The sequence below is a fragment of the Pleomorphomonas sp. PLEO genome, from assembly GCF_041320595.1.
Classification (GTDB): Bacteria; Pseudomonadota; Alphaproteobacteria; order Rhizobiales; family Pleomorphomonadaceae; genus Pleomorphomonas.
Window position 1 is genome coordinate 5077972 of the sequence record NZ_CP166625.1, and the last position, 24820, is coordinate 5102791.

A 24820-nucleotide genomic window follows, 5' to 3' on the forward strand; every position below is an offset into this window, starting at 1 on the left:
GATGACCAGAAAGCGCATTGTCCTGACCGTGTTGCACAGGCTGGCCGTCCTTGCCTATGTGGCCTTCGCCCTGTTTCCGCTGTTCTGGCTGCTCAAGGTGTCGGTGACGCCCACCAGCCTGCTCTACACCGAGGGTATCCGGATGTGGCCGTCGCAGGCGAGCCTTGAACACTACAAGTTCGTCCTGACCCACTCGAGCTTCCCGACCTTCTTCCTCAACTCGACGATCGTCTCGGCGTCGACGGCAATCATCGTCACCATCGTCTCATCGCTCGCCGGCTACGCCATGTCGCGCTTCGTCTTCCGCGGCAAATACTGGATCGTCGGTCTGCTGCTTCTGACGCAGATGTTCCCGCTGGTCATGCTGATCGCGCCGATGTTCAAGATGCTATCGCCGCTCGGACTCACCAACAGCCTCACCGGCCTCGTCATCGTCTATGTCGCCTTCAACGTGCCGTTTGCCACCTTCCTGATGCAGTCTTTCTTCGACGGTATTCCGAAGGATCTCGAGGACGCGGCGATGATCGACGGCGCCACGCGGTTCACCGCGTTTCGGCAGATTATCCTGCCGCTGACGCTGCCCGGCATCGCCGCGACACTCGGGTTCGTCTTCACGGCGGCATGGAGCGAACTGCTGTTCGCGCTGATGCTGATCTCAGGCGAAAAGGCGACCACCTTCCCGGTTGGGCTCCTGTCCTTCGTCTCCAAGTTCTCCGTCGACTTCGGGCAGATGATGGCCGCCGGCGTGCTGGCACTGATCCCGGCCTGCCTGTTCTTCCTTCTGATCCAGCGCTATCTCGTGCAGGGCCTGACGGCCGGCGCGGTGAAAGGCTGAGGAGCATTTTCATGGCTTCCATCACCATAGAGGCAATCACCAAAACCTTCGGCACCGTGCCGGTCCTGCACGACATCGACCTTTCGATCGGCGATGGCGAATTCGTCGTGCTGGTTGGTCCGTCAGGTTGCGGCAAATCGACGTTGCTCCGGATGATCGCCGGCCTTGAGGATATTACCGCCGGCGAGATCCGCATCGACGGTCGCCGCATCAACGAAGTCGCGCCCAAGGATCGCGACATCGCAATGGTCTTTCAGTCCTATGCGCTTTATCCGCACATGACGGTGGCCGACAATATGAGCTACAGCCTGAAGCTCAGGAAGACGACCCGGGAGAGGATCGCCGAGGCGGTGGGGGCGGCGGCCGGCAAGCTGGGGCTCGATCCCCTCTTGGAGCGTCGCCCCAAGGCATTGTCCGGCGGTCAGCGTCAGCGCGTTGCCATGGGCCGGGCGATCGTGCGCCATCCCAAAGCCTTCCTATTCGACGAACCGCTCAGCAATCTCGACGCCCGGCTGCGCGAGCAAATGCGAGCGGAAATCAAGCGACTGCACAAGTCGATCGGCGCTACCTCGGTCTACGTCACCCACGACCAGATCGAGGCGATGACGCTCGCCGACCGCATCGTCGCCATGCACGGTGGCATCATCCAGCAGGTCGGCAATCCGCTTGATCTCTACGATCGGCCGGCCAACCTGTTCGTTGCCGGCTTCATTGGTTCACCAGCCATGAATTTCGTCGAGGGACATTGCCGGGCCGGCGTCATCGAGACGGACGACGGCAGCCAGATCGCCATTCCCGGTGGCCTTCATCTTTCCGAGGGACAGGCGGTGACTGTCGGCGTTCGACCTGAACACGTGCGCATCGTCGCCGGCCCGGAGGCCGGTAGCTACGCGGCGCGCGTCGATCTGGTGGAGCCGACCGGCTTCGGCACCATCGTGCATGTTCGCCTGCTGGGTCAGGACCTCAAGATCTATACGCTGGAGCGCGGCGTCGCTGTGGTTGGCCAGCCGCTGCACATCGCCCTCGACGGTGCCCGGCTACACGTTTTCGATCGCGAGACGACAAACCGCCTGGGATGAATAGATAATCTTTGGGTAGAGCCATCGACGGCCGGAGTCACGCGACTCCGGCCGTTTGCACGTTTGCGGTCGACCCGTTCACCATTGATGACGCGGGAAACTTTCGCGCCCCTCAAAAACGGCGTCAAACCATGCGGCCCTCTCCATTTCAACATTTCGTACAGTGCTCGAAATTATTACGCGCGTAAAATTTCTATGTTGACATGCGGCAACATTCCATGATGTGTTGACCTCGCTGAGACGGAGAGAAACCTCTGTCGAAGCGCGTTCGTCGTCAGGCCCGTCTGGGCCCGAACGGGCGAAGTTTCGCTTCGCGCGAGACTGGTTTTCGCCCGATAGTTCAACAACGGCCGACATGTCTTCCGACCACGAGGATGGATCGGAGCGGCGGCCATGTGGGAGGAACACAATGACTATTCGTTCGCTCGCTCGCCTGGCTCTCGCCGGCTCCACCTTCGCTTTTCTCGCCACGTCGGCAATGGCCGCCGGTATCGGCGCTTCGCTGCTCACCCAGCAGCATCCGTTCTACATTGAGCTCGCCGACGCCATGAAGGCCGAGGCCACCGCCAAGAACGTTCCGCTCGAGTTGGCCATCGCCAATCAGGACCTCAACAAGCAGCTCTCCGACGTCGAGGACTTCATCGTCAAGGGCGTCGACGTCATCGTGCTGTCGCCGGTCGACAGCAAGGGCGTCAAGGCCGTGATCGAGAAGGCCCAGAAGGCCGGCATCAAGGTCATCACCGTCGACGTGCCCGCAACCGACGTGAAGGTCACGTCCTATATCGGCACCGACAACTATGCTGGCGGCGTCAAGGCCGGCGAGCTTATGGCCAAGGAGCTCGGTGACAAGGGCAAGGTCGCCATCATCGACTATCCGACCGTACAGTCGGTGGTGAACCGCATCGATGGCTTCAAGAAGGCCATCGGCGAGCACAAGGACGTCGAGATCGTCGCCCAGCAGACCGGCATCACCCGCGCCGAGGCCCTGGCCGCCGCGCAGAACATGCTGCAGGCCAATCCCGACATCCAGGGCATCTTCGGCTTCGGCGACGACGCCGCGCTGGCCGCCGCCGTGGCGGTGAAGTCGGCCGGTCTTGAGAACCAGGTCAAGGTGATCGGCTTCGACGGCATGGAAGAAGCCCGCAAGGCCGTCGACACCAATCCAGTGATGGTTGGCGTCATCCAGCAGTTCCCCGGTGAGATGGGCAAGCGGGCCGTCGATACGGCCATCGACGTCATCGCTGGCAAGGACGTGCCGGCCGAGCAGCCGATCGAGCCGGGCGTCTACACTCGCAAGTGACGTGAACCGCAAGTGCGCGGGGCCGCATCCGCCAAAAGGTCGATAGACTTTTTGCACCTAGCGGAAGCATGAGAGCAAGGGTCCGCCCCGTCCGGTCGCCCCTTGATCGACAGCGGCCCCGCGTCTTCCCTCCCTCGGCCGGTCCGGCGTTCGTCGCGGCCGAGGGTATTCGCGTCGGAAAGGAGGCGGGCATGTCGGCCGCGACCAGCGACGTCATTCTCAATATCAATAACGTATCCAAGCTGTTCGGCCCGGTTGCCGCGCTGAAGAACATGCACCTCGAAGTGCGCGCCGGCCGCGTTCATACGCTGCTCGGCGAGAACGGCGCCGGCAAATCGACGCTGATGAAGATCCTGGCCGGCGTCTACCACGCCACCAGCGGAAGCGTGGAGTTCTGTGGCGCGCCCTATAAGCCGGAAAATCCGCAGGAAGCGGCAGCCAGGGGCCTCACCATCGTTTTCCAGGAACTCAGCCTGTGCAACAACATGACGGTGGCCGAGAACATCCTGGCGACGCGCGAACCGTCCGTCTATGGCTTTATCAACGATCAAGCGCTTGAGCGTCGCGCCGCCGAGATCGTCCGCGACCTCGGCCTGCCGATCGATGTCACCGAAAAGGTCGGCAATCTCTCCATGGCCCAGCGCCAGCTGGTCGAAATCGCCAAAGGGCTGTCCATCGATGCTCCCCGTCTTGTCATTCTCGATGAGCCGACCTCCTCGCTGACCGAGGCCGAGACGGATATTCTGTTCTCGATCATCGACCGGCTCAAAGCCAAGGGCGTCGCCATCATCTACATCTCGCACCGCATGGAAGAAATCATGCGGCTTTCCGACGACATCACCGTCATCCGCGACGGCGAATACATAGCCACTCGTCAGCGCGAAACGGTCACCATCGATGAGCTGATCGCCATGATGGTGGGCCGGCAGATGGACGAGATCTACCCGCCCCGTCTCAAGCCCGCCCCGGCCGAGAGTGAAGCGCCGATCCTTTCCGTCGAGGGCCTCAGCCGCGAGGGTGAGTTCAAGGGTGTTTCCTTCAAGGTTCGGAAGGGCGAAATCCTCGGCTTCTTCGGCCTGATTGGCTCCGGTCGCTCTGAGGTTATGAACGCGCTGTTCGGCATGAAGCAGGCCTCGGGTAGCATCCTCATCGACGGCGAGCCGGCAACCATCACCTCGCCGGTCGACGCCATCGGCCGACGGATCGCCTTCGTCACCGAGAACCGCAAGGAAGAGGGCCTCGTCCTCGCCCACAGCGTCGAGTGGAACATATCCATGGCGGCGCTTGGCCGCTTCGCCGCCGCGCTCGGCTTCATGCGCAAACGCGAGGAACGCAAGGCAGCGAACGACGAAGTAAGCCGGCTTACTATCAAGACGGCATCAGTCGAAACGCCGGTCGGCGCGCTGTCCGGCGGTAACCAGCAGAAGGCGGTGCTCGCCAAGTGGCTGCTGACCCAGCCGCGCATCCTGATCCTCGACGAGCCGACGCGCGGCGTCGACGTCGGCGCAAAATTCGAAATCTACAAGATCATCCGCCAACTGGCGGCCGAGGGCACGGCGATCCTGCTGGTCTCCTCCGAGCTGCCGGAAGTCCTCGGGATGAGCGATCGCCTCGTTGTCATGCACGAGGGCCGGCTCAGCGCCACGCTGCCCGGCGGAGCTACCCCACAGACGGTCATGGTCCACGCGACAGGTATCACGTCATGAGCGATGAGAAACACGCAACCGCCCAGAAGCCTTATGTCAAACTGCTCCGGCAGTATGGCGGCATCCTGGTCTCCCTGATTGTCCTCTGCATCATCTTCTCGGTGATGAACCCGCGCTTCATGACGATCGCCAACTTCATGAACGTGCTGCAGCAGATCGCGGTGATCGCCATCGCCGCCTTCGGCATGACCTGGGTGATCCTGCTCGGCGAGATCGACCTGTCCATCGGTTCGATCATCGCCGTCGCCGGCATGGCCGCGGCTCAGGCCTTCCTTGCCGGGTTCGGCTTCGTGCCGACGCTTGTCCTGACACTGCTTGCCGGCGCGGCTATGGGCCTTGCCAACGGCGTGCTTATCGCCAAGCTGGGGCTGCCATCGTTCATCGTGACGGTGGCGACCATGGGCATCTTCCGAGGCCTCGTCAGCCTGCCGACCAACGGCGCACCGGCGATGATCGAAGACCCCACCTGGATTGCTATCGGCGCCGAGAGTTTCCTCGGTCTGCCGATCATCATCTGGATCGTGGTGGTGCTGTTCGCCTTCAATCACGTGCTGCTGTCGAAGACGACCTTTGGTCGCCGCGCCTATCTCACCGGTGGCAATCGTGAAGCGGCCGTCTACTCGGGCATCAAGGTCGACCGGGTCAAGATCACCATCTTCATGATCTCCGGCATCATGGCGGCGATCTCCGGCATCCTGCTGTCGTCGCGCCTCTATTCGGCGCAGACCAACGCTGGCACCAGCTATGAACTCGATGCCATCGCGGCGGCGGTGCTCGGTGGCACCAGCCTTGCCGGCGGCGTCGGCACCATGATCGGCACCATCATCGGCGCCCTGATCATCGGCATCATGAACAACGGCATGAACATGCTGTCCGTTCCCTACTTCTACCAGTTGATCGTCAAGGGCTTGGTCATTCTGCTGGCCGTCTGGCTCGACGTTCGCTCCAAGCGGGCCAAGCAATAATGCGTCAAAGCAAGGTTCTCACCATCGGCGAAGTGCTGGTGGAAATCGTCGCCACCGAGCGTGGCGATGGCTTTCGCGAGCCGGTCAAGCTGATCGGTCCCTTTCCCTCCGGCGCGCCGGCCATCTTCATCGATCAGGTGGGCAAGCTCGGGCAAGCGTCGGCGATCATCTCGCGAGTTGGTGACGACGATTTCGGCCACGTCAATCTGGACCGGCTGACGCGCGACGGCGTCGATGTGTCCGGCATCGAAGTCGATCCGCTGGGTACCACCGGCAGCGCCTTCGTGCGCTATCGCGAGGATGGCGGTCGCAACTTCGTCTTCAACATCCGCCATAGCGCCTGTGGCAGCATCGAGCTCAAGGGCCCGGCCACCGCGCTCATCGAGACTTGCACCCACATGCATGTCATGGGCTCCTCGCTCTACGCGCCGAGCGTGGTGGAGGCCGTGCTGACGGCGACGCGGACGATAAAGGCCAAGGGGGGCACGGTTTCGTTCGACCCCAACCTTCGCGCCGAGATCCTGAACAGCCCTGGCATGCGCGAGGCGCTTGCCATTGTTCTGGCCGAGACCGACCTGTTCCTGCCGAGCGGCGAGGAGTTGTTCCTGTTCTCGCCAGCCGACAGCGAGAAAAAAGCGATCGCCAACCTCCTGAAGAGTGGCATCAAGGCCGTCGTTTTGAAGCGTGGCGCTGCCGGCGCCAGCTATTTCGATGCAACCGGTGAAATCAGTCTGCCGGGCTTCCAGGTGACGGAAGTCGACCCCACCGGTGCCGGTGACTGCTTCGGCGCCACCTTCGTCACATTCTGGCTTGCCGGGGCCGATCCCGAGATGGCGCTTCGCTACGCCAATGCGGCCGGCGCCAAGGCCGTCACCAGATCCGGCCCGATGGAGGGCGCGTCGACACGCGCCGAACTCGACGCATTGATCGCCGAACAAAGGAGCTGAAGACATGGCCATGAACCCGCTCAGCGACATTTCCACCTGGCGCTTCCGTACCTCCGGCTTGCGCGGCATTCCCTCGATCTGCTCGGCCCATCCGGTGGTGATCGAGGCGGCGATGCGCCGTGCCTCCGCCCTCGGCCTGCCGGTGCTGATCGAGGCGACCTGCAATCAGGTTAACCAGGACGGCGGCTACACCGGCATGACGCCGCGGGATTTCCGGGACTTCGTCGCGGCAATCGCCAAGCGCGTCGGCTTCCCGTTCGAGAACGTCATCCTCGGCGGCGACCATCTCGGCCCCAACCCGTGGAAGAAGCTGCCGGCCACTGAGGCCATGGACAAGGCCAAGGTGATGATCGACGCCTTCGCCAAGGCCGGCTTCACCAAGCTGCATCTCGACACCTCGATGGGCTGCGCTGGAGAACCAGTGGCTCTCGCCGACGCGCTGACCGCCGAACGAGCCGCTTCGCTCGCTGCCGTCGCCGAGGCCGCGACCAAGAACGCTGTCGTCAAGCCGGTCTATATCGTCGGCACCGAAGTGCCGATCCCCGGCGGCGCCATGGAAGAGATCGAGGAGCTTGAAGTTACCAAGCCCGAGGCGGCGCGCGAGACCATCGCCGTCCACCGCGCGGCCTTCGCCAAGGCCGGCATCGCCGGTGCCTTCGAGCGCGCCGTCGGCGCCGTGGTGCAGCCCGGCGTCGAGTTCGGCAACCACAACGTCGTCGCCTTCGATGCCGAAAAGGCCGCGCGCCTCTCGGCCGTGCTCGCCGACCTCAAGGGCTTCGTGTTTGAGGCCCATTCCACCGACTACCAGACGCCGGAAGCACTGAAGGCGCTGGTCGACAACGGCTTTTCCATCCTGAAGGTCGGTCCGGCCCTGACCTTTGCGCTACGCGAAGCGCTCTACGGCCTCGACCACATCGCCGAGGTGCTGTTCGCCGGCCATCGCAAGGAGACGCTTGTCGCCACCTTCGAACGGGTGATGCTCGCCCATCCCGACAACTGGGCCAAATACTATTTCGGCACGCCCGACGAGCAGCGGCTACAGCGGCACTTCAGCTATTCCGATCGCATCCGCTACTACTGGCCGGAGCCGGAGATCGCCAAGGCGGCCGAGGAATTGCTCGCCCTGTTCGGCAACACCACAATACCCGAGACGCTGATCAGCCAGTATCTTCGCGGCGTCTACGAGGGCGTCCGGCGCGGCCGCGTCGAACCCACCGCCCATGGCCTGTCGCTCGCCATGGTCGACCTCGTCCTCGACGACTATTTCAAAGCCTGCCTCTAAAGGCAGGCAATACGGGACATGCAAATATGCAGGATGACATCATCTTCACGCTGACCGACACGGCCGGCGGGCTTGAGGTCGCCGATTGGTCGGTTACCTCCAGCGAGCTCGGAATCAAGAGCAGCACGCCGTTCGAGATCGTGAAAAAGACCCTGCGCGGCGGCCGGCAAGAAGGCAGCACGCTCATCACCATCCGGTCCGGTCGGCTCTCGGTGACGGTGATCCCTACGCGCGGCATGGGCATCCTGAGGGCGGGCCTCGACGGCATCAACTTTGGCTGGGCATCCCCGGTTGACGAAGTCGTGCATCCCTCATTCATTCGCCTTGGCGAACGCAACGGCCTCGGCTGGCTGGAAGGCTTTAACGAGCTGATGGTGCGCTGCGGCTACGAGTGGACCGGCCATCCGATCGTCGATGGTGACAAGGTTTATACGCTGCACGGCCGAGCGGGGAATACGCCGGCCTCCAAGGTCGAGGTGCGCATCTCGCGCGAGGCACCGCATCGCATCACGCTCTGTGGCCTGATCAAGGAAAAAGCGTTCAAGAACGTCGAGTTCGAAACCTGGACGGAGCTGACCGTCGTGCCCGGCGATACCGGCTTCTCGCTCGACGACCGGCTCGTCAACCGCGCCGATTACGCCCATTTCTATGAAGTGATCTACCACACCAATGTCGGTCGTCCCGTGCTGGAGGAAGGCGCCCGCGTTATCGGGCCGTTCACCCACGTCACGCCGTTCAACGACGCCGCCAAGCCGGACCTTGCCACCTGGGACCGCTATCGTGGTCCGACGCGCGATTTCGATGAGATGCTCTACGCCTGTGAGTTGGCAGCCGGTGCCGACGGGCGCACGGAAGTGGCCCTGATCAATGCCACGGAAACACTCGGCTTTTCCATTGCCTATCATATCGGAGAGATGCCGGCTTTTTCGCTGTGGAAGAACACCGATACCGACAAGCAGGGCTATGTGACCGGTCTCGAGCCGGGGTCCAACTACCCCTATCCGCTACCGGTCGAGCGGGCTGCCGGCCGGCTCAAGACATTGGAGCCGGGCGCCGAGGCCCGCTTCCGCATGCGTTTCGATCTTCTGACCGACAAGGCCGCCGTCGCGGCCTGCGCCGCTCGCATCGACAAGCTCAAGGCGGGTGTCAACGTCACCGTTCATAAAGAGCCGATCCTGCGTAGCCAGACAAAAGCCTGAAAATGACAAACCGCTAGCCGCCACCCTCTTCACGCCGACGCGTGGAGAGGGTTTCTTTTGGGGGGACGAAGACGGCCCTCAGGCCGAGGTGCGCAGCATGATCTCGGCGTTGAGCAGCACCCGCTCGTTCGGCCGCGGCTCGATATCCTGATCAAAGCGGGCATTGATCTTGTGCAGCAGCAGCTCGACGGCGATGCGGCCGATCTCATTATAGTTCTGCGCCACGGTGGTCAGCGGCGGGCAGGTATAGCGTGACAGCGGGTGATCGTCGTGACCGGCGACACGCAGGTCGCAATCGTCGCCACGGCCGACCTTGAGACCGGCCTGGTAGGCGGCGGCCAGCACACCGAAAGCAATACGGTCATTGGCGCACAGCACGGTGCGGGTGGGAAATCCCTCATCGCCGAGGATACGCACGGCTTCCGTAAAGCCGAAACGCTCGAAATCCCATGAGGTGTCCGGCAGCGTCGCCACGTAACGCGGCTCAAGCTTCAACTCTTCCATGGCCGCACCGTAGGCATCGCGGCGCTCGATGGCGTTGCGGTTGACCGAGGGCATGCCGAAATAGCAAGGCGCGTCGCCGGAGCGTGACAGATAGTCGACGATGAGGCGAAAGCTCTGTCGGTTGTTGGTGCCAACAAAGGCCGAAGCGGCATCGAGCTGCGAGTCGACGTAGATCAGCGGGATGCTGGCGCCGAGCCTGGCAAGCTTGTCGTGATGGGACTGCACGCCCAGCGGAGCGATGACCGCACCGGCGACATTCATCGCCTTGAAGGTCTCGATCGCCCGCTCTTCGAGTTTCGGTTTGCCATCCGACGACAACACGAAGGCCAGATAGCCCGCTTGCTCGGCCAATACCTCTATCCGCCGGGTCAGTGCCATGTAGAACACGTCGGTCGAGTTGGGGATGATGATGCCGAGGATATTGGTACGCCGACGGTTGAGGTTCACAGCGAACAGGTTCGGCCGGAAGCCGGATTCCTTGATGGCTTTCTCGATGGCTTCCCGGGTTTGACGGCGAACGGAATTGGGGTCGTTAAAATAGCGGGAGACGGTTGGGCGAGACAGTCCGACGTAATCGGAAAACTCTTCCATCGTACGGATCGTCGTGGTCACTCTGCCATCCCCGTTCCACCCACAACCGGAGCACTACAACCATTGTAGATGCTTCCATGGCGGGACGCCAATCGTCAGATTGGCCGCCGCAAGCCGGCAAGACCAAGTGCGCTTTTCAACTGGCGAATTTCGCAGCCGACATTTCCTGCGTCAAGTTATAATTTTTCACGCGTAAAAATTGCCCTTCATATTGAGGGCCAGGGCCGCCAATGATGCTGCGGATACGAGCATGCCTAGGCCAAAGCATACCATCGAAGAAGCCGGGGACGAAGGGAACGTCTCTATTAGCCAGACCCTAAAAACTTAAGTCTCGCAATCGCCTTTTCGGCGCAAAGCCATTCCGGAAAGATCGCCAACGCCGAACGAAGTTTGCGTTCCTTGCGTGATTTACCGCATGCATTCCCATTCCGCATCCATTTCGATCCGAAATTTGCATTGGACGCATTTATGCCGGCCTTTTAGGCTGACTTTGTTTTCAGCAGAGAGAGTGTGGCGGCATGTCCGTCCTTAAGTCCGGAACGCTCAGCCAGGAGCGCATTGTCTTCCTGTTCGCCATCGTGTTGTTCGTTGCCTATGCCGCCCTTCTGAACGGCTTCCTGGCGCCGAACAATCTGGTGGCGATCCTGCGTTCGGTATCGGTGCTCGGCATTCTGGCCGTTGGCATGGGCATCGTGGTGATCGGCCGAGGCATCGACCTTTCCATGGTGGCGGTGATGGCGATGGCCACCGCCTGGCAGCTTGCCATGATGAACGCCGGTACGCCGCCGCTCATCGCCACGGCCATCGTGTTTGCCGGCGTGGTCGCGGTCGGGATCATCAACGGCCTTCTGATCGCCTACGCCGAGGTGCCGGCGGTGTTCGCCACACTGGCCACAGCGAGCTTCGTGTTTGGTCTCGTCCGCTCGCGCTTCATTGCGCAGGACGCCGTGCCGGTGCCGCCATCGGCGTCGTTCATTCTGGAGTTCGGACAGGCGCGGCTCGCCCACATGCCGATCGAAGTGGTGATGTTCGCCGTCGCCGCTTTCCTGAGTTTCCTGGTGCTGCGCTTCACCAAGTTCGGCCGCTACGTCTACTACATGGGCGACAACTATCAGGCCGCCCGCACCATGGGCATTCCGGTTCGGCCGATGATCATCGGCCAGTATGTGGTCTCGGCGCTGGTCGCCTGGCTCGCCGGCCTCATCACCGCCGCCGGCCTGCAGTCGATCAACACCCGGGTCGTCAACTCGACGCTGCTCTATGACGTCATCCTGGTCGTGGTGATCGGCGGCATCGGGCTTTCGGGCGGCAAGGGCGGCATGCGCAACGTCGTCATCGGCGCCCTGCTGATCGGCATCATGCTGAATGGCATGACCATTCTCGACCTGCCCAACATCTACCAGAACCTCATCAAGGCGACGATCCTGCTCGTCGCCCTCATCATCGACAGCCGCCTCAACCCGCGCGACGAACAAGTCGGACAGCAGGGAGACATATGATCCTCTTCCGGCGGTCGCCACGCGATGCAACCACCGGAAAATGGACAGGAATTGGAAATTCATCGCTTGGCTCGAGGGGGGCGAAGCGATGCACTCACCGGGTCGGAAACCCTTGAAAAGGAACCACTCATGACGATCAAGACAATGCTGGCGCGGACGCTCGCCGCTGCCCTCTGCCTTTCCACCCTGCCCGCGTTCGCCCAGGAAACCGGCGATCCCGGCCCGGCCTTCGTCCAGTCGGCGCTCGCCGGCAAGAAGGTGGTGCTGATCCCGCTCGCCCTCGGCTTCGACCTCGCACAGGGCTGGAACCACTATATCGGCAGCGAAGTGCGCGGCTTCGGCGGCGTGTGGGAAACCCGCGATCCCAACTGGGATACGGCGGCCGGCGCCCAGGCGATCACCGATCTCATCTCTTCGGCCGACAAGCCGGCGGCGATCCTCGTCCACACCCCCGACCTCACGTCCTACTCCAAGCTGTTCAAGCGCGCGCAGGACGCCGGCATCTTCGTGATCCAGGTCGACAACCGCTCCAACTTCGCTTCCGATGCCTTCGTGGGTTCCAACTGGGAAACGCTCGGCGAGCTCGAAGCCAAGGCAGCCGTCGCAGCCTGCGGCGAGGGCTCGTCCAAGAAGATCGGTCTTATCCAGGGCGATCAGGTCAACTCGTCGTCGCTCGATCAGTATGCCGGCATCGCCAAGGTTCTGAAGGACCATCCGGACTTCGAGATCGTTGGTGCCCCCGATAGCAACTGGGACGTCACCACGGCCCGCAACGTGGCGACGACGCTGCTGCAGCAGCATCCGGAAGTCTGCTCCGTCATCGACTTCTGGGACAACACGGCCGCCGGCACCGCCGCCGCGATCCGCGACGCCGGCCTCACCGGCAAGGTCAAGCTGGTTACCACCGGCGGCGGCGAAGAGCTCGACTGCAAGGCGCTTGAGGATGGCACATTCCACGCCGTGGTCATGACCGACGTCAAGGGCCAGTCGCGCGACATCTCTGCGCTGCTCAAGTTCCTGCTCCAGTCCGGCCTCAAGCCCGGCCAGGCCAAGAGCTGGATCTACACGCTGGAGACCGCCACCACCAAGGCGGACCTCAAGCCCGGCACTTGCTGGAGTCTCAAAGACGTGCAGGCCGCCGAGGCGGCGCTCGCCAAGTAGGGCGCGCGAACTCTCCCTCTTCGAGCCGGGAGGATGACGCGCCTAAAGCGGAGGCGGCCGAGCCAGCGGCCGCCTCCATCTATCGTTCTTCCTAAAGGACGCCCAAGCATCCCGGACCGGCCGTGGCGGCCGGCCGATCGATCAGGTGGAAGTTTCCATGCGCCTACCCGAGAGCCTGTCGCGCCTCATCTACAACGCGATCCCCTCCCACCTCGTCGGCGAAATCCTAACCAAACGCTGGGCCGACAACCTCGTGCCCTTCCTGTTGCTCTCCGCCGTGATCATTATCTTCGGCACGGCGATCAACGGCTTCTTTGCGCCCGCCAGCCTGCTCGACACGACGCGCCAGCTCGGCGAATTCCTGATTGTGGTCATCGGCCTCACCATCGTCATGCTGGGTGGCGGCATCGATCTTTCCGTCGGCTCGATCTACGCACTGTCCGTGTTCATGTCGGTGGTCGGCATTTATCTGTGGGAGCTTCCGGCCTCGCTCGCCCTTGTCTTGGCGATCGCCACCGGCGGTCTGTGCGGCGCCTTCAATGGCATATTGATCGGCTATCTGCGCCTGCGCGCCTTCCTGACGACCCTGGTCACCTTGATCATGGGCCGATCACTCTATGACATCCTGATCATCTCCTGGGGCAAACAGCTGCAGATGTCGCCGGTCCTCAACGACCAGTTCGACTATATCGGCACCGGCTCTCTTGGTGGCCTGCCTGTGTCGATCCTGATCGCCGGCGCCTTCGCCCTCCTCGCCCACGTGCTGCTCAGCCGCTCGCGGCTCGGCTGGCATATCTCCGCCGTTGGTGGCTCGCGCCGCTCGGCCTATAACGCCGGCATTCCCGTGCGCCGCACGGTGTTTCTCACTTACGTCATCTCCGGCCTCAGCGCCGGCATCGCTGGCTTCCTGTTTGCGGCTCGTTTGTCGGGGGCAGGTCCTGGCACCGGCGCCGGTCTTGAGTTGGCTGCGCTGACCGCCGCCGTTGTCGGCGGCAATTCGCTGGGCGGAGGCCGCGGTTCGGTTGCCAAGGGCCTGATGGGCGCCATCGCCGTACTGACGATGACCAACGGCCTGATCCGTCTGGGCTATGGCACGGGCTCCAATCAATTGGTGCTTGGCTTCATGCTGGCCTTTGCCGTGGTGCTCGACATCCGCTGGGCGAAGAACCGGCATAAGGTGCTGGCCGAGGTCTACGTGGCACCCACCCACCACCGCATGAGCGGAGAGGAATCGGCACTGCCGAACAGCGGCGGCGCCTATGCCCTCAACAATCGCTTGTCCGAGGCCTCCCCCATCGCCCTTGGACAGGTTGAGGGACCGGAGGACGTGATCCTCGACGAGGACGGTAACCTCTATGCCGGCACCCGGCATGGCGAAATCGTCCGCTGGTTCGGGCCCGACTACAAGCGCTCGGAAGTGTTCGCCCATATCGGCGGCTTCCCGCTCGGTCTTGCCATGGACCGCGACGGATCGATTAAGACCTGCGTCGGCGCCATGGGGCTCTACTCGATCGCCAGGGATGGCGAAGTGACGCGGCTTTCCACGGAGACCAACCGCTCCTGGCTGTCCGTCGTTGACGACGCCCGCCTGCGCGATCCCAACGATTGCGACATCGGCCCGGACGGCCGCGTCTGGTTCACCGATTCCACCACCCGCTATGACGCCCACGACTGGGTGCTCGATTCCATCGAGAGCCGCCCGACCGGCCGCCTCCTCGTCTACGATCCGAAAACCGGCAAGACGAAGACGGTGCATGACGGGCTGCGCTACGCCAACGGCGTCTGCCTTGCCCATGACGGCCGTTCGATCCTGATCGCCGAAAGCTGGGCCTGCTCGGTGCACCGCTACTGGATCGAAGGGCCGAAGGCCGGCACCATGGAATGCCTGATCGCCGACATGCCCGGCTACCCCGACAACATCAACCGCGCCTCCGACGGAAGCTACTGGATGGCCTGGCTCGGCGTGCGCACCCCCACTTTCGACTTGTCGCTACGCCACCCCGGCTTTCGCAAGCGGATGACCCGCCGCCTGCCGGGCGACGACTGGCTGTTCCCCAACATCAACAGCGGCGGCGTCATCAAGTTCGACGAGACCGGGCGCATCGTCGGCACACTCGGCGACCTCACCGGCATGAACCATCCGATGGTCACCTCAATGCGCGAGCACAAGGGCGAGCTGTTCATCGGCGGCATCCTCAACAACCGTATCGGCCGGTTCAAGATTCCCGGTGCCGATCCGGAATGGACGAGTTGGAAATCCTACTGGTCCGGCAAGCCAGAAGCCGTTCATGTTGAAGGGAGGGCTTGAACATGTGGTGGGATGCCCTTCTCGATCCCTTCCGCGGCAAGGCCGTTACCATTCCCCCGATGGATGGTGCCTTCCGGCCCAACACGCTTCTTGAGACCGCCGAGACCTTCTCCGAGGCGGCGCACCCCGAGGCATTGCTCGTTCATGAGGGTCGGCTTTTGGTTGCCTCCGGAGCCGACCTCCTCGCCTTCCCGCTGGAAGGTGGCGCTCCAGTACCGCTCATCCGCTTCGAAACTGCGATCTCGGCTCTGGCGGCCTTCCCTGACGGTGGCCTCGCCGTTGGCCTCGTGGCCGGTGAAGTTCGCCTGTCTGGCGGTCGTTTCGACGGTCGCGTCATTACCGAAGTGGCCGGACGCCGCATTCATGCGCCAACGGCTCTCGCGACGCTTGGAGAAGGCGTCCTTTATATCGCCGATGGCTCAGCCCGCTTTTCCGCCGACGACTGGCAGAGCGATTTGATGGCGCAAGGGGCAAGTGGCGCCGTATTGCGGCTTGATCTTGTCGAGGGCGACGGCCGCATTCTTGCCGAAGGCCTCGCCTGGCCGGCCGGTCTGCTGATCGAGCCCGACCGATCGGTGATCGTCTCGGAAGCTTCGCGCCATAGGCTCTTGCGCATCACCGGCGATGGCCGGTCAAAGCCGCAGCCGGTGCTGTCCAACCTGCCGGGATATCCGGCCCGGCTGGCGCGCGCGACCGGTGGCGGTGCGTGGCTGGCGCTGATGGCGCCCCGCAACCGCCTCGTCGAGCTGGTCCTCACCGAGCGTGCCTATCGCGAGGACATGATGGCTACGGTTCCTCGCGATCTCTGGATCGCGCCGCAGATGAGTTCGGGCAACTCTTTCCTCGAACCGCTGCAGTGCGGAGGCGTCGTCACCATGGGCGTCCGCAAGCCCTGGGCGCCAGGGCGCTCCTATGGCCTGATCGCCCGCCTCGACGATCATTTCCGGCCAATATGCAGCCTGCACAGCCGAGCCGACGGCCGCCGTCACGGCATTCGCGACATGGCGGAAATTGGCGGCGTACTGTTCGCCGCGTCTCGCGGCGGCAATGTCGTCCTCGAAATCGAGACAGGTGCGGCATGACGCTGATCGAAACGCGCGCCCTATCCAAAAGCTATCGCGGCAACCTCGCCGTCGACGCCGTTGATTTCGACATCGCCGAGGGTGAAGTCCATGCCCTTCTCGGCGAAAATGGCGCCGGCAAGTCGACACTGACCAAGATGATCGCCGGCGTGGTGTCACCGTCGTCGGGCGAGATCCTGCTGGATGGCAAGCCGGTCAGCTTCAGCGGCCCGGCCGATGCGCTGAAGCAGGGCATCGCCATGGTATTTCAGGAAACCTCGCTGGTGCCGTCGATGACGGTGGCGCAGAACCTGTATCTCGGTGATGAGAAGTTCCTGAATCGGCTGCGCGGCGTCGCCATTTCGGCGCAGCAATTCCTGCAATCGCTCAATTTCACCGTCGACCCGACGGCGACGGTCGCCACTCTCGGCGCCGCCAAGCGTCAGATGGTGGAGATCGCCCGTGCCGTGCGCCTGAAAGCGCGCATCATCATTTTCGACGAGCCGACGGCGACGCTGACGCCGGAGGAGAAGCGGCATTTCTTCGCCCTCATCCGGCGGCTCAAGGAACGCAAGGTGGCGGTGATCTTCATCAGCCATGCCCTTGAGGAAGCGCTGCAGATTTCCGACCGCATCACCGTGATGCGCGACGGCACTCGCGTCATCACCGACGTCACGGCCAACTTCACGCGCGAGAGCATCGTCCGCGCCATGGTCGGCCGTACACTCGCCAGCGGCGAGGCGGCGCGTAGGACGGCCGTTCGCCCGGCGGGCGACAAGGTGCTGTCGGTCCAGGACCTATCCATGGGGGCGATCGTCAAGAACACCTCGTTCTCGATCTTCTCCGGCCAGATCACCGGCCTATTCGGTTTGGTTGGCTCGGGGCGCACCGAGACGGCCAAGATCGTTGCCGGCGTGATGAAACGCGACTTCAACCGGGGTGGCGAGGTGGCGCTCGACGGCCAGCCGGTGCGCTACAACACACCAAGGCCGGCAATGCGCGACGGCATCGTCTATGTCACCGAGGACAGGAAGCTCGAAGGCTTCTTCGAGACCATGTCGATTGCCGAGAATTTCTATTCGGGCCACCTGGCCGCCGACCAGAACAAGCTACCGGTCGTCAGCCGGGCCGAGATGACTCGCCTCGCCGAAAGCTGGAGCCGGACGCTATCGATCCGCGCCATCAATCCGGATGCCCGCGTCGTCGAACTCTCCGGCGGAAATCAGCAGAAGGTGGTGATCGGCAAGGGGCTCGTTCAGAAGCCGCGCCTCGTCATCTTCGACGAACCGACGCGCGGCGTCGATGTGGCGGCGATCGCCGAGATCCATCACCTGATCGAAAAGCTTGCCGACGATGGCCTGGCGGTGGTGGTGATCTCCTCCTATCTGCCGGAAATCCTGAAACTCTCCGACCGCATCTTGGTCTGCCGCCAGGGTCGAGTGGTCGAGGAATTCTCCCCGCTGGACGCCAGCGAGGAGCGCATCATGTACGCCTCCGTCCACTGAAGACAGAGCGCAACGACAAGAGGAAAGCCAAGACGATGTCCCGTATCTGGACCTACTATCACGGCGCCTGGCACGAGGGCGACGTGCGCGTGCTCGGCGCCAACTCGCACGCCACCTGGCTGGGCTCGCTCGTGTTCGATGGCGCCCGCGCTTTCGAAGGCGTTGCGCCCGACCTCGACCTGCACGCGGCGCGCGTCAACCAGTCGGCCAAGAACCTCGGCCTCGAACCGACGCTCACCGACGCCGAAATCATCGGCCTGACGCAGGATGGCCTGAAGAAGTTCGGACCGAATCCGGCCGTCTACATCCGGCCAATGTACTGGGCCGAGGAAGGCGACTCCTCGGTGGTTGCCCCCGACCCCGCCTCGACCGACTTCGCGCTCTGCCTAGAGGAAATGCCGATGGTCGAGCCGAAGGGCTTCACCATCACCACGACACGCTTCCGTCGCCCGACGGTGGAATGCATGCCGACCAATGCCAAGGCGGCGTGCCTGTATCCCAACAACGCCCGCATGATCCGCGAGGCGCGCGGCAAGGGTTTCCACAACGCGCTGGTGCAAGACTTCGCCGGCAACGTCGCCGAGCTCGCCACCGCCAACGTCTTCCTGGTGAAAGGCGGTGAATATTTCACGCCGGTTCCGAACGGAACGTTCCTGGCTGGCATCACCCGCAAGCGCGTCATCGGCCTGCTGCGCGAGGCTGGCGAGACCGTCCACGAGATCACGCTGTCGGTCGACGACTTCCGCGCCGCCGACGAGATCTTCTCGACCGGCAATATCTCCAAGGTGGTGCCGGTGATCGGCTTTGACGACAAGACGCTGGCCTTCGGCCCCAAGGGACGCAAGGCGCGCGAACTCTATTGGGCCTGGGCCCATCGCTGAGGATAGATCATGACGACCGTGAAACTCTGGACCGACGCCGAAGTCGAAGCCAACCCGCGCATCAAGGCGGTGTTTGACGATATCCGCGCCACCCGCAAGTCTGATTTCGTCAACAATTTCTGGCGCGGCCTCGCCAACCAGCCGCAGTTGCTCGAACGCACCTGGGCGAGTCTGAAGGAAGTGATGGTGGCGCCGGGCGAGCTGTCACCGGTGGTCAAGGAGATGATCTACGTCGCCGTATCCACGGTGAACGGCTGCAGCTATTGCATCCACTCGCACACCGCTCAGGCCAAAGCCAAGGGCATGACGGAGGGCATGCACGCCGAACTCCTGTCGGTGATCGGCATGGCCTCGGAGACCAACGCCGTCGTGCAGGCGTTGCAGATCCCGGTCGATCCGGAATTCCAGGTCTGACGGGGTAGACAAAAATGTCGAAAGCCATGCTGCTCGACGCTCCCGGTGGTCCGGAGGCGCTGAGCTGGGAGGAAGTTGCCGACCGCGCGCCGGCAGCCGGCGAAGTCGTCGTGCGTCACACCGCCGTCGGCGTCAACTTCATCGATACCTATTATCGGTCCGGCCTCTATGCCTGGCCGGAGGCACCGCTCGTCGTCGGCGCCGAAGCGGCCGGTGTTGTGGAAAGCATCGGCACGAACGTGGAGGGGCTGAAGCCGGGTGACCGCGTCGCCTATACGACCCCGCTCGGCGCATACCGCGAACGGCGCATTATAGCCGCCGACCGGCTGGTGAAGCTGCCCGATGGCGTTTCCGATGAGATTGCCGCCACCGTCATGCTGAAGGGGCTGACGGTACAGTATCTCGTGACCTCAACCTTCCAGGTGAAAGCCGGCGACGTGGCGCTGGTGCATGCGGCGGCCGGTGGCGTTGGTCTTCTGATGGGGCAGTGGCTGAAGGCGCTCGGCGCCACGACCATCGGCACCGTCGGCTCGCCGGAAAAGGCCGAACTCGCCCTCGCGCATGGCTATGACCATGTCATCGACTACCGCCGCGACGACTTCGTGGCGACGGCGCTTGGTGTGACCGATGGCCGCGGCTGCGATGTGGTCTACGACAGCGTCGGTCGTGACACTTGGGCCGGCTCACTGAAATGTCTGAGGAAGCGCGGCGCCTTCGTCTCCTTTGGCCAGTCGTCGGGGCCGATCGAAGGCTTTTCGCTGTCCATGCTGGCTCAGGGTGGCTCGCTTTCCGCCTCCCGACCCATGTTGTTCCACTTCATCGAGGAGCGGGCTGAACTGGAGGCACGCGCCGCCGACCTTTTCGGCCGCCTCGCCTCCGGCGCGGTGACGGCCGAAGTGCGCCAGCGCTTCCCGCTGGTGGCGGCCGCTGATGCCCATCGCGCCCTCGAGGGACGGGCAACGACCGGCGCATCGGTTCTCACGGTATAAGGCAGCCGTCCCTTGAGAGGGGCGGCCGGGGCGTGTAGGACGTAAGGCTCATCCCCAACCGGGAGCGGGCCATGGACGACAGGCTGCTGCAGAGCTTCATGACGGTCGCCGAATGCGGCAGCTTCACCATTGCCGCCGACAAGCTGTCGATCACCCAGTCGGCGCTATCACGCCAGATCCAGAGCATCGAGCAGACGCTGGGGGTGGAGCTGTTCGAGCGGATGGGCAAGAAGATCCGCGTGTCACCCGAAGGCGAAGCGCTGCGCGCCCGCATCAACGAAGTTCTGATCGCCACCAAGAACCTGCGCCTCTCCGCCGAGGAATTGAAGAAGGGCGAGGCGGGCGTGCTTAAGGTCGGCGCCTGCTCGCAGCTCATCGAGCGCTATTTCCCGGATTTCTTGCGTGAATGGCAGGCCGAGCACCCACGTGTCGATATTCGCCTTGAGGAAGGTGGCGGCGCTGACCTCGATGCCAAGCTGATGTCGGGCGTGGTGCAGCTCACCATCAACGCCTCGAGCTACGCCCGCCGGCCAGACGTCGATGCAAAACCTCTTTGCCATCTCGCAGTGCTGGCTATTGGCGCCGCGGAACGCATTGGCAGTGGTGGCGCGCCGATCGACATAGCCGAGGTCTGTGCTCACCCTCTGCTGCTGCTCAATCGTCGCCACGTCAGCCGGGAAATGTTCGACGCCGCCTGCCGACTGACCGGCCTCGATCCCCGCATCGCCCTCGAAAGCGGCTCGCCGCACACCGTGTTTTCCATGGCGATCGGCAACGTCGGGGTCGCCGTACTGCCCTCGTCGATCCGGGCGCTGAAAACCAACCTCACGGTGCGGCCAATTGCTATTGAGGGGCGGCCAGTCGAGTTCGAAATTTCCGCTATCTGGTCACGCTCGACGCCTCTGCCCGCCTATGGCCGTCGCTTCGTCGACGCACTGGCGGCTCATATCGCGCGGGAGCAAGACGGCAACTCGGGTACTGCCGCGGTTGCCTGACCGCGACTACTCTTCGCCCACTATGGCCGGAGATAGACTTCCGGCAGTAAATGGCATTCAGGCCATTTCATTTTTCCTTCTATTGGATATTTTTTATAAACGCTTCTGGTCGATTCCGTAATATTTGAGAAAGAGTCGGACTCCACTATTAATCAGTGCTTCATATTGTTCTAAAGAATCTGGCCGCATCGCAAGTAACCAGGTCAGCGGCAAATCAGCGGCTACAAGCCCGAGAAACTGTTTTACGGCCAAATTTACATCATCGATTTGCAACAGCCCCTGCTGGACGGCTTCGTTGAAAAAAGCTGCAATTTCAGCCTGATGGTGGCCTGGGCCTGCCTCCATGAATATGGTGGCGACTTCGGGGAATTGCTTCACTATGGAAATAATAAGACGATAAAATTCCACCCCCCGGTTATTTAGAAATATGCTTGTAAAATTCCGGGCAATATTCCGGAGTTCATCTTCAATATCCTGAATTGGAAATACCACCGGAGACAATAAAGCAGGAGCAACAGCCTTACACTCTTCCTGCACAAGTGTGAACAGCAGCTGTTGTTTGGTTTCGAAATACGCATAGACGGTTGCCTTCGACACGCCAGCCTCATGCGCGATCAGGTCCATGCTGGCACGATCGTAGCCGTATTCAAGAAAGACAGACCGCGCGGTATCCAGCACCAGCCTGAATTTTTCACCCTCGCGACCTCGCCCCTTTTTGTGGAAAGAGGCGGGGCGGGATGGCCGGGCGTCTGCCACGACTTCCATCGGTCTTCACTCCGTTTTGACAACTGCGTCACACAGTTTGCGTTGACTCCTTTTGACACCATTGTCAAATTCGGCAAATTGAACTGAACGGTTTAGATCAGAATGGAGCATCATGGACGAGCCGATACCCCTGCTAGGCAACTCGCGCAGATCCTGGCTAGGGCCGGGACAACTCGTTGGCTGGTCGACCGCGCTTCTGCTGGCCGGCTGCACAATGGGCCCGGATTTCGGCACACCGCCCGCGCCTAATGTCCTCGGCTACACGGCGGATAAACTGAGCGGCACCACCTCGGTCAGCGGGATCGCTGGCGGGCAGGCCCAGCAGTTTGCCTATGGACACGATGTCGACGCAGCTTGGTGGACGCTGTTCGGATCAAAGCAAATCAACGCTTTCGTCGACGAGGCGATCCGCAACCATCCTGACGTGGCAGCCGCGCAATATGCCTTACGTGCCGCCCGCGAGTCGGCCCTGGCGGAACAGGGCGGTCTATTCCCGCAGGTTTCCACGAGCAACTCCGCCACACGCGAAGGCAGCGCCGCAAGCGGGAGCACGCCGTCATCGGTCTACAATCTCTATGATGCCTCGGTCAGCGTCTCCTATTCTTTGGACCTTTTTGGTGGGGAACGGCGCCAAATCGAAGAAAAATGGGCCGAGGCCGACTATCAGCAATTCGAACTCGAAGCGACTTACCTGTCGCTCACAGCAAATGTCGTGAACGCGGCTCTGACGGAAGCCTCACTCAAGGCTCAGATCAAGGCCACCGAGGACATCATCCGTCTGCAACGCGATCAGCTGACGCGCATTCGGCAGCAGTTCAACCTCGGCGCCAAGCCCAATTCCGACGTGCTGTCGCAACAGTCCACGCTGGCGCAGACCGAGGCCGACTTGCCGCCGCTGCAGAAGCAGTTGGCACAAGAGCGTAATGCTCTGATGGTTTATCTTGGCCGCCTGCCCAGCCAGGACCGCGGTGAAAGCGTCGAGCTGTCGTCGCTGCGGCTGCCACGTTCGCTGCCGGTCAGCCTGCCGTCGAACCTGGTTCGCCAGCGCCCGGACATAAAGGCCGCCGAAGCGTCGCTGCATGAAGCGACGGCAAGCGTCGGCGTCTCGATTGCCAACCTCTTGCCGCAGGTCAGCCTCAGCGGCAGTGCCAGCACGAGCGCGGCAAAAACCAGCTCGCTGTTTTCCAGCGATGCTCTGGGCTGGAGCGTTGCTGCCAGCGTGAGCCAAAAGCTGCTGGACGGTGGCAGTCTATTCCACAAGAAAGAGGCCTCCGTCGCCCAGTACGAACAGAGCCTCGCTCTCTACAAAAGCACCGTAAACTCCGCCTTCCAAGACGTCGCCAACGCTCTCCGGGCCGTTCAATTCGACGCCAAGACACTGCAAGCCCAATCGGCGTCCGAAAAAGCGGCCCGCGACAGCCTGGCCATGGCGCAGGAACAATACAAGACGGGCGCTGTCGACTACCCCACCGTCTCCAACGCTCAGCAGACCTATCAAAACGCGGTCATCGCTCGGGTCAAGGCTCAGGCAACCCGCTACACCGACACCGTCGCCCTTTATCAGGCTTTGGGCGGAGGCTGGTGGAACCGCAACGACCAGACCGATCAGTCGCAACCGCGCACCAAGCCCGGCTATTTCGCCGGTCCCGACGCCGTTGCCAGCATCCAAACCACAAACAATGCTCAGAACCAGAAGGAACAGGCGCGATGATCAAGCGCATGACGATCATGTTGCTCGCGACCGGCACGGTGCTGGGCGGCCTCTACGGTTTCCAGGTCTTCAAGGCCGGTATGATCCAAAAGGTCATGGCCAGCATCGCCAATCCGCCGCAGACCGTTTCGACCACTGTGGCCAATTTCACGGACTGGCAGGACAAAATTGAAGCGGTCGGAACCTTGAAGGCCGCCAACGGCGCCGATCTGGCCTTGCAGGCCTCCGGCATCGTCGAGGATATCAGCTTCAAGTCCGGCGACACGGTCGCGGCCGGCCAAACCCTTTTGAGGCTTATCGCCCACGAGGACGTGGCCAAGCTGGCGTCGCTGCAAGCGACCACCGACAATTATCGCATCACTTTCAATCGCGACCGACAACAGCTGAAGATCAATGCCGTCAGTCAAGCCACCGTCGACGCCGACGAGGCTAATCTGAAGAATGCGCAGGCGCTCGCCGACCAGCAACAGGCGATCATCGACCAGAAGACGCTCAGAGCACCGTTCGCCGGCCGCCTCGGCATTCGTTCGGCCGATCTCGGTCAATACCTGACCGCCGGAACGACGATCGTCACCCTGCAGTCGCTCGATGTTCTGTATGTCGACATGTACCTGCCGCAGCAGACGATCAGCCAACTGAAGACCGGACAGGCAATCGCCATGACCGTCGATGCCTATCCGGCAAAGACTTTTACCGGGCAGGTATCCGCCATCAGCCCCAAAGTCGATAGTTCATCGAGGAACGTGCTGGTGCGCGCCACGATGGACAACACGGACGGCCTGTTATTGCCGGGCATGTTCGGTCGTGTGGAAATCGCCACCGGTTCCAGCATGAAGCTGGTGACCCTGCCGCAGACAGCGATCGTTTATAACCCTTACGGAAGCATCGCCTTCGTCGTCGACAAGAGCGCCGATGGACAAAAGCAGCGAGCTGTTCGCCAAACCTTCGTCAAGACCGGCAACGTGCGTGGCGACAACGTCTCCATCACGGACGGCATCAAGCCCGGCGACGAGGTGGTGGTGGCCGGTCAGATCAAGCTTGGTAACGGCACCCCTGTCGTGGTCGACAACAGCCACGTTCCGACGTCCGAAGACACCCCCGTCGTCACCGACCAATAGGACGC

Annotated in this window: 21 protein-coding genes; 19 read left to right on the forward strand and 2 right to left on the reverse strand. The window is 62.5% G+C overall.

The features are described from left to right. The first annotated feature begins 1 nt into the window (after window position 1). The 8 genes from AB6N07_RS23485 (at window position 2) to AB6N07_RS23520 (ending at window position 9313) form a co-directional block, all read left to right on the forward strand. Window positions 2-835, forward strand: a complete 834-nt coding sequence (locus AB6N07_RS23485) for a carbohydrate ABC transporter permease (protein ID WP_370675455.1) — start codon at window positions 2-4, stop codon at window positions 833-835. Window positions 836-846: 11 nt separating this feature from the next. Further along, complete coding sequence (locus tag AB6N07_RS23490; protein WP_370675456.1) at window positions 847-1914, forward strand: ABC transporter ATP-binding protein; 1068 nt, start codon at window positions 847-849, stop codon at window positions 1912-1914. Window positions 1915-2323: 409 nt separating this feature from the next. Next, a complete protein-coding gene (locus AB6N07_RS23495) occupies window positions 2324-3214 on the forward strand; it encodes a substrate-binding domain-containing protein (protein WP_370675457.1) in 891 nt (296 codons plus the stop codon). A 191-nt stretch (window positions 3215-3405) separates the two neighbouring features. Further along, window positions 3406-4920 (forward strand): sugar ABC transporter ATP-binding protein, encoded by a 1515-nt coding sequence (locus tag AB6N07_RS23500; RefSeq protein ID WP_370675458.1) that lies wholly within the window; start codon window positions 3406-3408, stop codon window positions 4918-4920. Next, the gene (locus AB6N07_RS23505; RefSeq protein WP_370675459.1) at window positions 4917-5885 is read left to right on the forward strand and encodes an ABC transporter permease; all 969 of its coding nucleotides are present in this window, start codon (window positions 4917-4919) and stop codon (window positions 5883-5885) included. Before AB6N07_RS23500 ends, AB6N07_RS23505 begins: the two co-directional genes overlap by 4 nt. After that, window positions 5885-6832: a sugar kinase gene (locus AB6N07_RS23510; RefSeq protein WP_370675460.1), complete on the forward strand. Its 948-nt coding sequence runs from the start codon at window positions 5885-5887 to the stop codon at window positions 6830-6832. Before AB6N07_RS23505 ends, AB6N07_RS23510 begins: the two co-directional genes overlap by 1 nt. Before the next feature lie 4 nt (window positions 6833-6836). Continuing rightward, window positions 6837-8114 (forward strand): D-tagatose-bisphosphate aldolase, class II, non-catalytic subunit, encoded by a 1278-nt coding sequence (locus AB6N07_RS23515; protein WP_370675461.1) that lies wholly within the window; start codon window positions 6837-6839, stop codon window positions 8112-8114. Between the two features lie 26 nt (window positions 8115-8140). Continuing rightward, window positions 8141-9313 carry an aldose 1-epimerase family protein gene (locus AB6N07_RS23520; protein ID WP_370675462.1) on the forward strand — a complete coding sequence of 391 codons (1173 nt, stop codon included), beginning with the start codon at window positions 8141-8143 and terminating at the stop codon, window positions 9311-9313. Window positions 9314-9391: 78 nt separating this feature from the next. On the opposite strand, the gene AB6N07_RS23525 is transcribed toward AB6N07_RS23520, so the two are convergent. Further along, the gene (locus tag AB6N07_RS23525; protein WP_370678310.1) at window positions 9392-10408 is read right to left on the reverse strand and encodes a LacI family DNA-binding transcriptional regulator; all 1017 of its coding nucleotides are present in this window, start codon (window positions 10406-10408) and stop codon (window positions 9392-9394) included. A 518-nt stretch (window positions 10409-10926) separates the two neighbouring features. Between AB6N07_RS23525 and AB6N07_RS23530 the strand changes: the two genes are divergently transcribed. From AB6N07_RS23530 to AB6N07_RS23570, 9 genes are all read left to right on the forward strand, one after another. After that, window positions 10927-11907 carry an ABC transporter permease gene (locus AB6N07_RS23530; protein ID WP_370675463.1) on the forward strand — a complete coding sequence of 327 codons (981 nt, stop codon included), beginning with the start codon at window positions 10927-10929 and terminating at the stop codon, window positions 11905-11907. Between the two features lie 129 nt (window positions 11908-12036). Continuing rightward, window positions 12037-13068, forward strand: coding sequence for a sugar ABC transporter substrate-binding protein (locus tag AB6N07_RS23535; RefSeq protein WP_370675464.1), 1032 nt, complete (start codon window positions 12037-12039; stop codon window positions 13066-13068). A gap of 157 nt (window positions 13069-13225) precedes the next feature. Then, window positions 13226-15376, forward strand: a complete 2151-nt coding sequence (locus AB6N07_RS23540) for an ABC transporter permease (protein WP_370675465.1) — start codon at window positions 13226-13228, stop codon at window positions 15374-15376. A 2-nt stretch (window positions 15377-15378) separates the two neighbouring features. Then, entirely contained in the window at window positions 15379-16458 is a 1080-nt protein-coding gene (locus AB6N07_RS23545; protein WP_370675466.1) for a hypothetical protein, read from the forward strand. Then, the gene (locus tag AB6N07_RS23550; RefSeq protein WP_370675467.1) at window positions 16455-17942 is read left to right on the forward strand and encodes a sugar ABC transporter ATP-binding protein; all 1488 of its coding nucleotides are present in this window, start codon (window positions 16455-16457) and stop codon (window positions 17940-17942) included. Before AB6N07_RS23545 ends, AB6N07_RS23550 begins: the two co-directional genes overlap by 4 nt. A gap of 35 nt (window positions 17943-17977) precedes the next feature. Then, window positions 17978-18823, forward strand: coding sequence for a branched-chain amino acid aminotransferase (locus AB6N07_RS23555; protein WP_370675468.1), 846 nt, complete (start codon window positions 17978-17980; stop codon window positions 18821-18823). A gap of 9 nt (window positions 18824-18832) precedes the next feature. Next, window positions 18833-19237 (forward strand): carboxymuconolactone decarboxylase family protein, encoded by a 405-nt coding sequence (locus AB6N07_RS23560; protein WP_370675469.1) that lies wholly within the window; start codon window positions 18833-18835, stop codon window positions 19235-19237. 14 nt (window positions 19238-19251) lie between these two features. After that, the gene (locus AB6N07_RS23565; protein WP_370675470.1) at window positions 19252-20226 is read left to right on the forward strand and encodes a quinone oxidoreductase; all 975 of its coding nucleotides are present in this window, start codon (window positions 19252-19254) and stop codon (window positions 20224-20226) included. 71 nt (window positions 20227-20297) lie between these two features. Continuing rightward, window positions 20298-21221, forward strand: coding sequence for a LysR family transcriptional regulator (locus tag AB6N07_RS23570; protein ID WP_370675471.1), 924 nt, complete (start codon window positions 20298-20300; stop codon window positions 21219-21221). Between the two features lie 93 nt (window positions 21222-21314). Here the strand turns inward: AB6N07_RS23570 and AB6N07_RS23575 are convergent, their stop codons facing one another. Continuing rightward, window positions 21315-21986 (reverse strand): TetR/AcrR family transcriptional regulator, encoded by a 672-nt coding sequence (locus tag AB6N07_RS23575; RefSeq protein WP_370675472.1) that lies wholly within the window; start codon window positions 21984-21986, stop codon window positions 21315-21317. A gap of 112 nt (window positions 21987-22098) precedes the next feature. On the opposite strand from AB6N07_RS23575, the gene AB6N07_RS23580 reads away from it, so the two are divergent. Both AB6N07_RS23580 and AB6N07_RS23585 read left to right on the forward strand, forming a co-directional pair. Continuing rightward, window positions 22099-23697 (forward strand): efflux transporter outer membrane subunit, encoded by a 1599-nt coding sequence (locus tag AB6N07_RS23580; RefSeq protein WP_370675473.1) that lies wholly within the window; start codon window positions 22099-22101, stop codon window positions 23695-23697. Further along, the gene (locus AB6N07_RS23585) at window positions 23694-24815 is read left to right on the forward strand and encodes an efflux RND transporter periplasmic adaptor subunit (RefSeq protein WP_370675474.1); all 1122 of its coding nucleotides are present in this window, start codon (window positions 23694-23696) and stop codon (window positions 24813-24815) included. The genes AB6N07_RS23580 and AB6N07_RS23585 overlap by 4 nt, the downstream gene beginning before the upstream one ends. The last annotated feature ends 5 nt before the right edge of the window (window positions 24816-24820 follow it).